At 68.9% G+C, this 14,317-nt stretch carries 15 protein-coding genes and 1 rRNA gene; 13 read left to right on the top strand and 3 right to left on the bottom strand.

From position 1 onward, the window contains the following. From rrf to recN, 7 genes are all read left to right on the top strand, one after another. A 5S ribosomal RNA gene (rrf, locus tag AC1DTF_RS14170) occupies positions 1–107 on the top strand; the annotation flags it as partial. Between the two features lie 190 nt (positions 108–297). Further along, positions 298–1,179: a tetratricopeptide repeat protein gene (locus AC1DTF_RS14165; protein WP_477474519.1), complete on the top strand. Its 882-nt coding sequence runs from the start codon at positions 298–300 to the stop codon at positions 1,177–1,179. Between the two features lies 1 nt (position 1,180). Further along, positions 1,181–2,176: an HAD-IIA family hydrolase gene (locus AC1DTF_RS14160; protein ID WP_477474518.1), complete on the top strand. Its 996-nt coding sequence runs from the start codon at positions 1,181–1,183 to the stop codon at positions 2,174–2,176. Between the two features lie 26 nt (positions 2,177–2,202). Then, positions 2,203–2,394, top strand: a complete 192-nt coding sequence (locus tag AC1DTF_RS14155) for a hypothetical protein (RefSeq protein WP_057166204.1) — start codon at positions 2,203–2,205, stop codon at positions 2,392–2,394. Positions 2,395–2,398: 4 nt separating this feature from the next. Then, the gene (locus AC1DTF_RS14150; protein ID WP_477474517.1) at positions 2,399–3,205 is read left to right on the top strand and encodes a TlyA family RNA methyltransferase; all 807 of its coding nucleotides are present in this window, start codon (positions 2,399–2,401) and stop codon (positions 3,203–3,205) included. Continuing rightward, entirely contained in the window at positions 3,202–4,128 is a 927-nt protein-coding gene (locus AC1DTF_RS14145; RefSeq protein ID WP_057166178.1) for an NAD kinase, read from the top strand. Before AC1DTF_RS14150 ends, AC1DTF_RS14145 begins: the two co-directional genes overlap by 4 nt. Then, on the top strand, positions 4,128–5,879 hold the full coding sequence (gene recN, locus AC1DTF_RS14140; protein ID WP_477474524.1) for a DNA repair protein RecN: 1,752 nt from the start codon (positions 4,128–4,130) through the stop codon (positions 5,877–5,879). Before AC1DTF_RS14145 ends, recN begins: the two co-directional genes overlap by 1 nt. Here recN and AC1DTF_RS14135 read toward each other — a convergent pair whose 3' ends face one another. Then, positions 5,880–6,761: a pyridoxamine 5'-phosphate oxidase family protein gene (locus AC1DTF_RS14135; protein WP_477474516.1), complete on the bottom strand. Its 882-nt coding sequence runs from the start codon at positions 6,759–6,761 to the stop codon at positions 5,880–5,882. Between the two features lie 8 nt (positions 6,762–6,769). Continuing rightward, the gene (locus tag AC1DTF_RS14130; RefSeq protein ID WP_477474515.1) at positions 6,770–7,231 is read right to left on the bottom strand and encodes a VOC family protein; all 462 of its coding nucleotides are present in this window, start codon (positions 7,229–7,231) and stop codon (positions 6,770–6,772) included. A 108-nt stretch (positions 7,232–7,339) separates the two neighbouring features. Between AC1DTF_RS14130 and AC1DTF_RS14125 the strand changes: the two genes are divergently transcribed. The 6 genes from AC1DTF_RS14125 to xerD all read left to right on the top strand — a co-directional run bounded on the left by AC1DTF_RS14125 (position 7,340) and on the right by xerD (position 13,552). After that, positions 7,340–7,861, top strand: coding sequence for a CGNR zinc finger domain-containing protein (locus AC1DTF_RS14125; protein WP_477474514.1), 522 nt, complete (start codon positions 7,340–7,342; stop codon positions 7,859–7,861). Between the two features lie 100 nt (positions 7,862–7,961). Further along, the gene (gene steA / locus AC1DTF_RS14120) at positions 7,962–9,146 is read left to right on the top strand and encodes a putative cytokinetic ring protein SteA (protein WP_477474513.1); all 1,185 of its coding nucleotides are present in this window, start codon (positions 7,962–7,964) and stop codon (positions 9,144–9,146) included. Between the two features lie 38 nt (positions 9,147–9,184). Next, complete coding sequence (locus tag AC1DTF_RS14115; RefSeq protein ID WP_477474512.1) at positions 9,185–10,117, top strand: copper transporter; 933 nt, start codon at positions 9,185–9,187, stop codon at positions 10,115–10,117. A gap of 120 nt (positions 10,118–10,237) precedes the next feature. Beyond that, positions 10,238–11,995, top strand: coding sequence for a CTP synthase (locus AC1DTF_RS14110; protein WP_477474511.1), 1,758 nt, complete (start codon positions 10,238–10,240; stop codon positions 11,993–11,995). After that, positions 11,988–12,602 carry an NUDIX domain-containing protein gene (locus tag AC1DTF_RS14105; protein WP_477474510.1) on the top strand — a complete coding sequence of 205 codons (615 nt, stop codon included), beginning with the start codon at positions 11,988–11,990 and terminating at the stop codon, positions 12,600–12,602. Before AC1DTF_RS14110 ends, AC1DTF_RS14105 begins: the two co-directional genes overlap by 8 nt. Before the next feature lie 14 nt (positions 12,603–12,616). Beyond that, positions 12,617–13,552 carry a site-specific tyrosine recombinase XerD gene (xerD, locus tag AC1DTF_RS14100; RefSeq protein WP_057166202.1) on the top strand — a complete coding sequence of 312 codons (936 nt, stop codon included), beginning with the start codon at positions 12,617–12,619 and terminating at the stop codon, positions 13,550–13,552. Here the strand turns inward: xerD and AC1DTF_RS14095 are convergent. Further along, positions 13,549–14,292 (bottom strand): O-methyltransferase, encoded by a 744-nt coding sequence (locus tag AC1DTF_RS14095; RefSeq protein WP_477474509.1) that lies wholly within the window; start codon positions 14,290–14,292, stop codon positions 13,549–13,551. The two genes, xerD and AC1DTF_RS14095, sit on opposite strands and share 4 nt — an antisense overlap. Between the last annotated feature and the right edge of the window lie 25 nt (positions 14,293–14,317).

The following is a 14,317-nucleotide window of genomic DNA, read 5'->3' as shown; positions in this document are numbered from 1 at the left end:
GGCCATAGCGGCAGGGAAACGCCCGGTCCCATCCCGAACCCGGAAGCTAAGCCTACCAGCGCCAATGATACTACCCAAAAGGGTGGAAAAGTAGGACACCGCCGAACACACATTAAGACCCGAGCCCCCCAAACACACCAATTGGGGGGCTCGGGCATTTGTGTATATGGAAAACAATCGACCATTCATCGAGGCGAATTAATTGGCCGAGAATGGTTGATATTTATGCAACTGTCTCGTTTCGCCGGCACCCGGCTATCCTTTCGGAAAGACGGTTGATCGATCAGGAAGGCGACTGTGGCCGAGGACAGACAAGGCGGCAGCGACGAACGGCGACCCCGCCGGGCGACGGGCGACGGTCCGCGCGCCGGCGGGAACAGCGGGTACCGCCCGGGCGCCAACGGCGCGCAGCGCTCCGGCGCGAGTGGTGGCGCACCTCGGGGCAACCGTGATCGGCCGAGTCCGCCATGGTCCTCGGGCCCCAGTCGCCGGCGGGACCAGAACGGCGAAGACCAACCGGTCGGACCGCGCATTCCACCCGAGATCGAAGCCAAGCAGCTTTCCCCGGAAATCCGCAGTGAACTCATCACCCTGGACAAGTCCACGGCCGACGTCGTGGCCCGCCACCTGGTGGCTGCCGGGGAACTCCTCGAAGACGATCCCGCCGCTGCGCTGGAACATGCGCGTGCCGCACGTGCCCGCTCCGGTCGCATCGCCGCCGTCCGCGAGGCCGTGGGTATCGCGGCCTATTACTGCGGCGACTGGGCGCAGGCGCTCGCCGAACTGCGTGCCGCCCGCCGGATGGGCAGCAAGTCCGCCCTGCTGCCGTTGATCGCCGACTGCGAACGCGGTGTGGGGCGCCCGGAACGCGCCGTCGAGTTGGCCCGTAGCGAAGAGGCCCTGCAGCTCACCGGCGATGACGCCGACGAACTGCGCATCGTGGTGGCGGGCGCGCGATCCGATCTCGGACAGCACGAACAGGCCCTGGCGCTGCTTTCCAGCCCGCCCCTGGATACCACCCGCCTCGGCATCACCAGCGCCCGGCTGTTCTACGTCTATGCCGAGACGCTGCTCGCACTCGGCCGCACCGATGCCGCGGTGCAGGCCTTCATCAACGCCGCCGCGGTCGACGTCGAAGGTGTCACCGACGCCGAAGAACGTCTCACCGAGCTGACCTGAGATGGGCACCTTGGCACAGGAGCATGACTGCCTGCTCCTGGATCTCGACGGCACCGTGTTCCGCGGCCACGAACCCACCACCGGCGCGGTGGACAGTCTGGCCGCGCTGGACGCCCGCACCCTGTACGTCACCAACAACGCGTCGCGCTCGGCGGCCGAGGTCGCCGGTCACCTTTGCGAACTCGGCTTCCACGCCCAGGCCGACGACGTCGTCACCAGCGCGCAGAGCGCCGCCCGGATGCTGGCGAGCCAACTGCCCGCCGGCGCCACCGTCCTGGTCGTCGGTACCGAGTCGTTGGCGGCCGAGATCGTCGCCGTCGGCCTGAAACCGGTCCGGGCGTTCGACGAGAACCCCGTCGCAGTCGTGCAGGGCCACAACCCGGAGACGGGCTGGCCCATCCTGTCCGAGGCCGCCCTGGCGATCCGGGCCGGCGCCCTGTGGGTCGCGGCCAATGTGGACCGCACGCTGCCGTCCGAGCGCGGACTGCTGCCCGGCAACGGCTCCATGGTCGCCGCGCTGTGCACCGCCACCGATGTCGAACCTCAGGTCGCCGGCAAGCCGGCCCCGACGTTGATGAACGACGCGCTGGCCCGGGGTGATTTCACGACACCGCTGGTGATCGGCGACCGCCTGGACACCGACATCGAGGGCGCCAACGCCGCGGGACTGCCCAGCCTCATGGTGCTCACCGGTGTGAACAACGCCGCCGACATGGTGCACGCGGCGCCCGGCAGCCGCCCCGATTTCCTGTCCGAGGACCTGCGCGCACTGCACACCGATGCCGAGGTTCTGCGGATCGCCGCGCACCCGGCATGGCAGATCGAGACCAGCGGATCGACGCTCACCGTGCGGTCCACCGGCGCCGACGCCGGCGATCCGCTGAGCATCGTGCGGGCCACGGCGCACGCGGTGTGGGCCGGCGGCAACAGCGTCGCCGTCGCGGCCGGCGACGACACGGCGCGCGCCGCACTGCAACGCTGGTCGCTGCTCACCTGACCGCATCGGCTAGCGTGATCAGCGATATGAGTACCGATCCTGAGCAGATCCGCACCCAGATTGCGGCACTGTTGGCAGACCTGCCGGATATCGAATCCGGCGGGCTGGAGGACTCCGAAATCGACGCCGTCGCAGCGCGCCTGGAAGAGGCGCACGACCTGCTGGTCCGCGCCCTGGAATCGGTGGAGGGCCGGGGCGACGCGATCCGGGGGCGCTGACCCGATGACGCGACGAGCGCGGGTGGACGCCGAACTGGTGCGGCGCGGACTGGCCAGGTCACGGCAGCAGGCCGCCGAACTGATCGGCGCGGGACGGGTCCGCATCGACGGCATGCCGGCGGCCAAACCCGCCACCGCGGTGTCGGTGGACGCGAACCTCACCGTCGCCGCCGATGAACGCACCTGGGTATCGCGGGGCGCGCACAAACTGATCGGGGCGCTCGACGCCTTCGGTGTGTCCGTCGAGGGCCGCCGGTGCCTGGATGCCGGGGCATCGACCGGCGGTTTCACCGAGGTCCTGCTGGACCGGGGTGCCGCCGAGACCGTCGCCGCCGATGTCGGGTACGGACAGCTCGCGTGGTCGCTGCGCTCCGATGAACGGGTTCATGTGCTGGAACGCACGAACGTCCGGACCCTCACCCCGGAGGCCATCGGCGGCCCGGTCGACCTGGTGGTCGCCGACCTGTCGTTCATCTCGCTGGCCACCGTGCTGCCCGCGCTCACCGCGTGCTGCCACCGAGACGCCGATATCGTCCCGATGGTGAAACCACAGTTCGAGGTCGGCAAGGACCGGGTCGGCGCCGGTGGCGTCGTCTCGGATCCGGCGCTGCGCGCCGAGGCGGTACTGGCCGTCGCGCACCGCGCCGCCGAATTGCAATGGCACACAGTCGCTGTCACTGCCAGCCCACTGCCGGGTCCGTCCGGCAATGTGGAGTTCTTCCTGCGATTCCGGGCCGACACCGAGGAGCCACTGCTCGGTGAAGACCTGGAACGTGCTGTTGCTCGTGCGATCGACGAAGGGCCGCAATGACATCCGAACGATCCGTCCTGGTCGTCGTGCACACCGGGCGTGACGAGGCCACCGAGACCGCCCGCCGGGTGGAAAAGGTGCTCGGTGAACACGGCATCGGCCTGCGGGTGCTGACCGCCGAAGCGGTCGACCGTGGGTCGCTGCACCTGGCACCCGATGAGATCCGGGCGCTGGGCGTGGACATCGAGGTGGTCGACGCCGACGAGCAGGCCGCCGAGGGCTGCGAACTGGTGCTCGCCCTCGGTGGTGACGGCACGTTCCTGCGCGCCGCCGAACTGGCCCGCAACGCCGAGATCCCGGTGCTGGGTCTGAACCTCGGTCGCATCGGCTTCCTGGCCGAAGCCGAGCACGAGGCCCTCGACGAGGTCCTCGACCACGTCATCGCCCGCGACTACCGCGTCGAGAAGCGGATGACCCTGGACATCGTGGTCCGCGCGGGCGGCGGCGAGATTCTCGACCACGGCTGGGCGCTCAACGAGGCCAGCCTGGAAAAGGGACCGCGACTCGGAGTGCTGGGCGTGGTGCTGGAGGTCGACGGCCGACCGGTGTCCGGCTTCGGGTGCGACGGTGTGCTGGTCTCGACGCCCACCGGTTCCACCGCGTACGCCTTCTCGGCGGGCGGGCCGATCCTGTGGCCCGATCTCGAGGCGATCCTGGTGGTGCCCAACAACGCCCACGCGCTGTTCGCGCGGCCGATGGTCACCAGCCCGGACGCCTCCATCGCCATCGAGATCGAGGCGAGCGGCAACGATGCGGTGGCCTTCTGTGATGGCCGGCGCAAGATGATCGTGCCGGCGGGCGCGCGCCTGGAGGTGACCCGCTGCGAGACCTCGCTGAAGTGGGTGCGACTGGACAGTGCGCCGTTCACCGACCGGCTGGTGCGCAAGTTCCGGCTGCCCGTCACCGGATGGCGCGGCCAGTAGTGCTCTCCGAGATACGCATCGATTCCCTGGGTGCGATCAGCTCGGCGACCGCCGAGTTCGATCGCGGCCTGACCGTGCTGACCGGCGAGACCGGCGCAGGCAAGACGATGGTGGTGACCGGTCTGCACCTGCTCGGCGGCGCGCGGGCCGATGCCAGCCGGGTACGCACCGGTGCCGATCGGGCCGTGGTGGAAGGCCGTTTCGCCACAACCGATCTCGGTGACGATGTCACCGGGCGTATCGATGAGATCCTGGAATCCTCCGGTGCCGACCGCGACGACGACGACAGCATCATCGCGGCGCGGTCGGTCAGCCGTGAGGGTCCGTCGCGGGCCTACCTCGGCGGGCGCAGCGTGCCGGCGAAATCGCTGAGCGGCTTCACCAACGAGCTGCTGGCATTGCACGGACAGAACGATCAGCTGCGGCTGATGCGCCCCGATGAGCAACGCGTTGCGCTGGACCGGTTCGCCGACGTCAGCACACCGCTACGCAAGTACCGGGCGCTGCGGGAGGAGTGGCTGACCGCACGCCGCGACCTCATCGACCGCACGCAGCGGGCCCGCGAACTCGCGCTCGAGGCGGACCGGCTGACCTTCGGGCTCAACGAGATCGACACCGTCGACCCGGCGCCGGGCGAGGACGACGCGCTTGTCGCCGACATCCGGCGGCTCTCCGAACTCGATGCGCTGCGCGAGTCCGCCGCCGGGGCACGCGCCGCGCTGGCAGGTCCGCCCGACGATGACGGCACCGACGCGGCCTCGGCGGCGGCCAATGTCGCCTCGGCCAGGGCCGCCCTGCAGGGCACCGATGACAGCGCCCTGCAGGCGTTGGGGGACCGGCTGGCAGAAGCGGTCGCCGTCATCGCCGATGTGTCGACCGAACTCGGCGATTTCCTGTCCGAACTGCCCAGCGACGCCAGCACGCTGGAAGGCAAACTGGCCCGGCAGAGCGAGCTGCGCGGATTGACCCGCAAGTACGGTGCCGATATCGACGCCGTGCTGGCCTGGGCGAAGGAATCGCGGGACCGGCTGTCCCAGCTCGACGTCTCCGAGGAGGCGCTGGCGGGGCTGCAGCAACGTGTCGATGACCTGCAGGCCAAGGTGGTCGCCGCGGCCGCCGACCTCACCAAGGCCCGCACCAAGGCGGCCAAAGGGCTGTCCAAGGCGGTCACCGCCGAGTTGTCCGGGCTGGCGATGACGGGAGCCGATTTCGGTATCTCGTTGGCGCCGTTGGCGGCCCGAGCTGATGACTCCGCACCGATCACGCTGGCCGGTGGCGTGTCCGCGCACGCCGGGCAGCACGGGGTCGACGCAGTCGAGTTCGGGTTCGCCGCGCACCGCGGCACCGAACTGCTGCCGCTGGCCAAGAGTGCCTCCGGCGGTGAGCTGTCGCGCGTCATGCTGGCCCTGGAGGTGGTGCTGTCTGCGTCGGCGGAGGGCACCACGATGGTGTTCGACGAGGTCGACGCCGGCGTCGGCGGACGCGCCGCGGTGCAGATCGGTCGCCGCTTGGCCCGGCTGGCCCGCACCCATCAGGTCATCGTCGTCACCCACCTGCCGCAGGTGGCCGCCTACGCCGACACCCATCTGGTGGTGGAGAGCGGTCCGAAGTCCAGCCGCGTGGTGCGTCTGCAGGACGAAGACCGGGTGGCCGAGCTGGCCCGCATGCTGGCCGGGCTCGGCGACACCGACAGCGGCCGGGCACATGCGCGTGAGCTGTGGGAGTCCGCCCAGCGCGACCGCGAAGAGTAGTCAGGCCGGGTTGGCGGGAGACAGTTCCGCGCCGCTCCAGCGCAACGGGCTGACATCGGCCAGTTCCACGACCTCCTCGATGCTGAACTCGACTGCGCACTGTGCTCCGGGCCCGCTCTCCCAGATGATCTCCGCGGTGCCGGTGAGCTGCAGGGTGGTCCCGGCGTCCCAGTCCGGGATCAGCAGTCCGGCCCGTGGGTTGGCGCTGATATTGCCCAACGTCATGAACATCGAGTTGCCGCGGTAGTCCGGCCAGCGCAGCCGGTTCGGCGAAAGTACCTGCAGGAAGCCCGGATTGCCGCCGCGGTGCGAAGCATCGGCGTTGCCTTCGGTATCCGCGGACCCGATGAAGAAGGTGTCGGTGGCGGACACGATCTGCCCGGTGCGCGCGTCCAGGGCATGGGCCTGGCGCCGCACGTGATCGTCGGACACACCCGCCACGCCTTCGATATGCCTGCGGGAGATGTACTTCGGGCAGTTCGAGTACACCTGGTCGGGCTGGATCAGCAGGCCGGCGCCGGTCGGGACGGCGACGCCGTTGACCCGCATGCGGCGCCTGGTTTGCGGCTGTACCGCGATCATGCCGACCCGGTGCGGGGTCGCGGTCAGCACGTCGTGCAGCGGGTCGCCGGTGACGGGCAGCGCGTCGACGGCGATCTGCTCGTCGGTGACGTGCACGAATCCGGGCGGGCCGGTCAGCAGGCTCGCCCAGATCCGGCCGGCGTCGTCGGYCGCGGCAAGCACGACCATCGGTTGGTCGGCCAGGAATTCGGCCGCAGCCTGCGGGATCTCGTCGCGGACCATCCGACCGAGACGTGCGGCGATTTCACTCTGGCCCAGGCGCTGCTGTACCGCGAGCTCGCCCGCGTGATAGACGGTCATCGGACGGCTCAGAAGAATCCGCAGGTGGGTGACTCACCGGCGGGCGCGGGCTCGGCCTCGGCACCGTTCGGCGCGAAGACCTCAAGCCGGATGCCGTCCGGGTCGGTGAAGAAGATGCCTCCCGAGGACGCACCCTCCCCGTGGGCAACCACACCGTCGTGGGCGAACGTGACGCCCAGCGCCTTGAGCGCGCGCTCCACGGTCCGCACCTGCTCGATGCTGTCGACCTGAAAGGACAGGTGGTGCAGGCCGGGTGTCCGGGTGGAGAACTCGCCGTCGCTCTGTTGCCACAACGTGAGGCGCAGGTTGCCGTCGAAGCCCAGGAAGGCGAAGCGGCGGTCGCCCTCGTCGTTGATCCCGATCTGTTCGAAACCCAGTGCGCGCCGGTAGAAGTCCACCGACCGGGTGAGGTCGGTGACGTTGAGCCCGACGTGGCCGGGAGCGAGCTGCGGGGCGGTGGCTGTACTCATCCTGATCCTCCATGTAACCGGTATAAGTCCCTTCACAGGTTAGGACGGTTCGGCTGTCGTGTCAACCATCTATCCTGGTTTCAGTAGTTAGTGCGTTACGCTGGGATCATGAATGATCCGCGTCCGCACGTCGGGGAACCCCTCGCGCTGGATCTGCTCAACACCGTCTGGATGTCGCCCGACGGGCCGCGTGACCTGCTCACCGACGTGGCCGGCCTGCGTTCCTGGCTGGTGGCCAACGATCTGGATGAGCGCTGCCCGGCCGATGAGAAGACGCGGGTGGCGTTGGTGCGCGCTCGCGAGGCGCTGCTGCGCGCGGTGGCCGAGGACGAGGTCGACGAGTTGAACGCGGTACTGGATCACGGACGGGTCCGTCGCCTGCTGGCCGAGAGCGGCCCGCGCGAGGAGGCCGATGTGGCGCGTCCGGAGTGGCTGCCGGGCTGGCTGGCCGCCGACGATCTGCTGCGCCTGCTCGCCCGGGCCCCCGACCGCATCAAACAATGCGCCCACGAGCACTGCGTGCTCTGGTTCCACGACACGTCGAAAAACGGCACCCGGCGGTGGCATTCGATGACCACCTGTGGCAACCGCGCCAAGGCCGCCCGGCACTACGCGGCGAGGCGGGATTGAGATCGTGTTGATGTTGCAGATGTGACAAAAGAAAACTTATGGGGCTGGTGTTACGGCGCGCCTCCACCTCAACTTGAGGGTTTATCGCCAGAATCGCCGCATGAAGATGTCAGCGTTGCTATCGCGTAATGCCAGCTCAAAGCCGGGCGTCATCGGTACTGCCCGCGTTGACCGCGACATTGACCGATTGCTCCGGCGCATCGGGCCCGGCGACATCGTCGTCCTCGATGCACAGGACCTCGACCGCATCACCGCGGACGCACTCGTGGAGGCGGAGGTCGCCGGCGTCGTCAACGCCTCGCCGTCCATCTCGGGTCGCTACCCCAACCTCGGTCCCGAGGTTCTGGTGGCCAACGGCATCGTCCTCATCGACGAAGCGGGACCCGAGATCTTCAAGAAGATCAAGGACGGCGCGCGCATCCGGATCAACAACGGCGGCGTCTACTCCGGAGACCGCCGCATCGGGCTCGGTACCGAGCGCACCGATCTGGAGATCCACGAGCTCATGGTGGAAGCCAAGAGCGGGCTCGTCGCACACCTGGAAGCCTYCGCCGGCAACACCATCGAGTTCATCCGCAGCGAGAGCCCGCTGCTGATCGACGGGATGGGCATCCCCGACATCGATGTCGACATGGACCGCAGGCATGTCGTGGTGGTCGCCGAGGGACCCACCGCCGCCGACGACCTGAAGGCGCTCAAGCCGTTCATCAAGGAGTACCAGCCGGTGCTGGTCGGGGTCGGCGCCGGAGCCGATCTGCTGCGCAAGGCCGGGTATCGGCCCGCGCTCATCGTCGGTGATCCGAGCACCATCAGCACCGACGCGCTGCGCTGCGGTGCCCAGGTCGTGCTGCCCGCCGACGCCGACGGTCACGCCCCCGGCCTGGAACGCATCCAGGATCTCGGAGTCGGCGCCATGACGTTCCCGGCCGCCGGATCGGCCGCCGACCTGGCGCTGCTGCTGTGCCACCACCACGGCGCGTCGCTGATCGTCACCGCAGGCCACAGTGCCACCATCGAAGAATTCTTCGACCGGTCCCGTCAGCAGAGCAACCCCTCGACATTCCTGACCCGGCTCAAGGTCGGCGAGAAACTCGTCGACGCCAAGGCCGTCGCCACCCTCTACCGCAGCCGGGTCTCGGCCGGCGCGATCGCCCTGCTGGTACTCGCGATGCTGGTCGCGGTGATCGTTGCGCTGTGGGTGACCCGGGTCGACGCGACCGTGATCGACTGGGTCGTCGACTACTGGAACCGCTTCCTGCTCTGGGCCCAGGGCTTGGTGTCCTAGCTCCCGCGACACCCTGAATCCTTCCGAAGGGTTGCATCATGATTTCGCTGCGCACGCATGCCATTTCGCTGGCCGCGGTCTTCCTCGCCCTGGCGGTGGGGGTGGTGCTGGGCTCCGGGCTGTTCTCCGACACGGTGGTGTCCGGGTTGCGCAGTGACAAGGCCGACCTCCACACCGAGATCGAGACGCTGACCGACGAGAAGAACGAACTCAACGAGAAGCTCAGCGCGGCAGGGGAGTTCGACGGGATCGTGGCGCCGCGCATCCTGCGCGACACCCTGCGGGACAAATCGGTGGTGATCTTCCGGACCCCCGACGCCGCCGACGACGATGTGGACGCCGTCGTGCGACTGGTCGGGCAGGGCGGTGCCACCACCACCGCAACCATTGCCCTGACCCCGCAGTTCGTCGATGCGAACTCCTCGGAAAAACTGCTGTCGGTGGTCAATTCACCGATCGTGCCGGTGGGCCGGCAGCTGAGCACCGCCTCGGTGGACCAGGGCTCTCAGGCCGGTGATCTGCTCGGGATCGCGCTGTTGCGGGGCAAGGAGCAGGCCGTCCCCGAAGATCAGCGCGAGACCGTGCTGGCGACCCTGCGGGACACCGGATTCATCACCTACGACGCGCAGGGTATCGAGGCCGCGGACACCGCCGTCATCATCACCGGGGGCTCGCTCGGTGATGACGCGGGTAACCGGGGGACCACCGTGGCGCGTTTCGCCGCCGGCCTGGCCCCGCACGGCGGGGGCATCGTGCTCGCCGGACGCGACGGATCGGCGACCGGAACCGCGGCCGTCGCGGTGACCCGTTCGGATGCCGGCCTGGCTGCAGCGGTCAGCACGGTCGACGACGTGGACCTCGAGTCCGGACGCATCACCGCGGCCCTGGCGCTGAGCGATCTGCTGCGCGGCGGGCAGCCCGGCCGGTACGGCATCGGCCAGGGCGCGAACTCCGTCACCGTCCCGCAGTAAGCCACAACACCCGGCGCGTCAGGCGCGGCTTGTCGGCGCTGGTGTTAAGGTGAGATTCCGTGGGTCGGCAGGCCCTGAGTTGATGAAAATCGACTCGCCCCATCGCCACGGAGGTTGTTCTTGCCATCGTTACGCAAGCACCCGCAGACCGCGACCAAACACATCTTCGTCAGCGGTGGTGTCGCGTCCTCACTCGGTAAAGGCCTGACGGCCAGTAGCCTCGGCCAGTTGCTCACTGCGCGCGGTTTGCAGGTGACGATGCAGAAGCTCGATCCCTACCTCAATGTCGATCCCGGCACCATGAACCCGTTCCAGCACGGTGAGGTGTTCGTCACCGAAGACGGTGCGGAGACCGACCTCGACGTCGGCCACTATGAGCGCTTCCTGGATCGCGACCTGTCCGGGTCGGCCAACGTGACCACCGGTCAGGTGTACTCCTCGGTGATCGCCAAGGAGCGCCGCGGCGAATACCTCGGCGACACCGTCCAGGTGATCCCGCACATCACCGATGAGATCAAGCGCCGGATTCTGGCGATGTCGGACGCGGACGACAAGGGCCACCGGCCCGATGTGGTGATCACCGAGATCGGCGGCACCGTCGGCGACATCGAATCCCTGCCGTTCCTGGAAGCCGCGCGCCAGGTCCGCCACGAGGTCGGCCGCGACAACGTGTTCTTCCTGCACGTCTCGCTGGTGCCGTTCCTCAAGCCCTCCGGGGAACTCAAGACCAAGCCCACCCAGCACTCGGTGGCCGCGCTGCGCAGCATCGGTATCGCCCCCGACGCACTGATCCTGCGGTGCGACCGGGAGGTCCCCGAGGGACTGAAGAACAAGATCGCGCTGATGTGCGACGTCGACATCGACGGCGTCATCTCCACCCCGGACGCGCCGTCGATCTACGACATTCCCAAGGTGCTGCACCGCGAAGAACTCGACGCGTACGTGGTGCGCAAGCTCAACCTGCCGTTCCGCGATGTCGACTGGACCCAGTGGAACGATCTGCTGCAGCGGGTGCACGAGCCCCAGGAGACCGTGCGGATCGCGTTGGTGGGCAAGTACATCGACCTCTCCGACGCCTATCTGTCGGTGGCCGAGGCGCTGCGCGCCGGTGGGTTCAAGCATTACGCCAAGGTCGACATCCAGTGGATCGCCTCCGATGACTGCGAGACCGACGCCGGCGCCATCGCTGCACTCGACGACGTGCACGGTGTGCTGATTCCCGGCGGCTTCGGCATCCGCGGCATCGACGGCAAGCTGGGCGCCATCAGCTACGCCCGCAAGCGCGGCGTTCCGGTGCTCGGGCTGTGCCTGGGTCTGCAGTGCATCGTCATCGAGGCGGCCCGCTCGGTGGGGCTCACCGAGGCCAGTTCGGCCGAATTCGATCCGGACACCCCGGACCCGGTGATCGCCACCATGGCCGATCAGCTCGACGCCGTCGCCGGTGAGGCCGACCTGGGCGGCACCATGCRCCTGGGTGCGTATCCCGCCGTGCTGGAGCCGGGATCCATTGTGGCGCAAGCCTACGGCGCCACCGAGGTCTCCGAACGGCACCGGCACCGCTATGAGGTCAACAACCTCTACCGGGACCGGATCGCCGAGAGCGGCCTCAAATTCTCCGGCACCTCGCCGGACGGGCACCTCGTGGAGTTCGTCGAATACGGTGCCGATGTGCATCCGTTCCTGGTGGGCACCCAGGCCCACCCCGAACTCAAGAGCCGCCCGACCCGCCCGCACCCGCTGTTCGCCGCCTTCATCGGCGCCGCGCTGGACTACAAGGCCGGCGAGCTGCTCCCGCTGGAGCAGCTGTCGCGCTCCAACGGTGCCGAGCATCACGAGTCAGAACAGCACGAGGACGCCGAACCGGCCCACCGTGGCTGAACACGATTTCGTCACCCAGTCCAGCGAGACCGTCTACGCCGGAAAGATTCTCGCCCTGCGCCTGGATGAGGTGCACATGCCGGGCGGTGCCGTGGCACGACGTGAGGTGGTCGAGCATTTCGGTGCGGTGGCCGTCGTCGCACTCGATGACGATGACCGGGTGGCCATGGTCTACCAGTACCGGCACCCGGTGGGGCGCCGGCTCTGGGAGATCCCGGCCGGCCTGCTCGATGTGGGCGGGGAAGCCCCGGCACTGACCGCCGCGCGGGAACTGCACGAGGAAGCCGGCCTGGCCGCCGAGAACTGGTCGGTGCTCGTCGACATCGTGTCCTCACCCGGCTTCAGCGACGAAAGTGTGCGGGTCTTCCTGGCCACCGGGCTCTCCGAGATCGAGCGGCCCGACGCCGAGCACGAAGAGGCCGATCTGACACTGGACTGGCTGCCCCTCGATGAGGCGGTGCAGCAGGTGCTGGCCGGTGAGATCGTCAATTCGATTGCGGTGGCCGGGATCCTGGCTGCCCACGCGGTCACTGACCGTTCCTCGCTGCGGCCGGTCGACAGCCCGTGGACGGATCTGCCCCACGCGTTCGCGGCCCGACAGGGCTGACCGTGACGACCGCGATGGGGGTGCTGGACGAGCAGATACAGGGCTACCTGGACCACCTCACCATCGAGCGTGGCGTCGCGGCCAACACCCTGAGCTCCTACCGGCGCGACCTGCGCCGCTACGCCGAACACCTGACCGCTCGCGGGATCGCCGATCTGCGCGCGGTCGGGGAGACCGATGTCAGCGACTTCCTGATCGCGTTGCGTAAGGGCGACCCGGACAACGGCACCACCGCGCTGTCGGCGGTGTCCGCGGCCCGCACGCTGGTCGCGGTGCGCGGGCTGCACCGCTTCCTCACCGCCGAAGGCGTCGTCGAGGTCGACGTCGCCCGCGCCGTCAAGCCACCCACCCCGAGTCGGAGGCTGCCCAAGAGCCTCACCCTCGACGAGGTGGTCTCGTTGCTGGAGGCCGCCGGCGGTGAACGCGAATCCGACGGGCCGCTGACGCTGCGTAACCGCGCGCTGCTGGAAGTCCTGTACTCGACCGGCGCCCGGATCTCCGAGGCCGTCGGGCTGGACATCGACGATGTGGACACCGAATCCCGCTCGGTGCTGCTGCGCGGTAAAGGCGGCAAGCAACGGCTGGTGCCCATCGGCAGGCCCGCGGTCAGCGCGCTGGACACCTACCTGGTGCGCGGACGCCCCGATCTGGCGCGGCGCGGCAAGGGCACGCCGGGCATCTTCCTCAATGCCCGCGGTGGCCGGCTGTCCCGGCAGAGTGCGTGGCAGGTGCTGCAGGATTCCGCCGAAGCGGCGGGGATCGCCTCGGCGGTCTCACCGCACACCATGCGGCACTCGTTCGCCACCCATCTGCTCGACGGCGGCGCCGATGTGCGCGTCGTGCAGGAACTGCTGGGCCACGCCTCGGTCACCACTACGCAGATCTACACGCTGGTCACGGTCAGCGCCCTGCGTGAGGTGTGGGCCGGGGCGCACCCGCGGGCCCGCTAACCGCCCAGGTAATCGGACTCCAGCACCAGGTCGGTCAGCAGCGTCTGGTACTCGGCGTGCGTCTTGTGCTCGACGGTCCGCCACAGGGTGCCCTGATGTTCCTTCATGTAGGCGCGGTACCGCGGGGCGCCGGGAATCCCGACATTGTCGGCGACGACGACCGCGCCGGTGCGCAGCCAGCCCCGGTCCAGGACGGCGCGCAGATCGGGCAGGTAGGCGTCCTTGTCGTGGTCGATGAACAGGAAGTCCAGTTCCCCGGGCGCGAAGCCCAGGGCATCCAGGGTGGCGCCGCCGTCACCGATGGTGCCCACGACGCAGGTGACCCGGTCGGCAACCCCGGCGTGCGCCCAGATCCGGCGGGCCACCTCGGCGTTGCCCGCCGACAGTTCCACCGAGAACACCCGCGCCTGCGGTGCGGCCCGGGCGATGCGCAGCGCGCCGTATCCGCAGTAGGTGCCCAGCTCCAGCGCGGTCGACGGGGACACCCGGCGAACGGCGTCGTCGAGCAGCAGCCCTTTCTCGTCGCCGACGTTGATCAGGTAGGAGTGCTCGTAGGCGAACCGGTCGATGGCCGCGATGACGTCGTCGAGATCCCCGGGGCGGGCCTTGGTCTCCACGAAGTCCGCGGCGGCCGCTTCCCGGCCGTCACCGACCTGGCCGGTGGTGGTGATGTTGCGGACACCCCAGGCCAGCCGGATGAACGACCAGCGCAGGAACGGCAGCCGTCTGGTCAGGCTCATACCCGCGACATTAGCCAGCGGGTCT

The organism is Mycobacterium sp. P4_H6, assembly GCF_056400845.1.
This window is presented reverse-complemented; position numbering and strand designations above follow the sequence as displayed.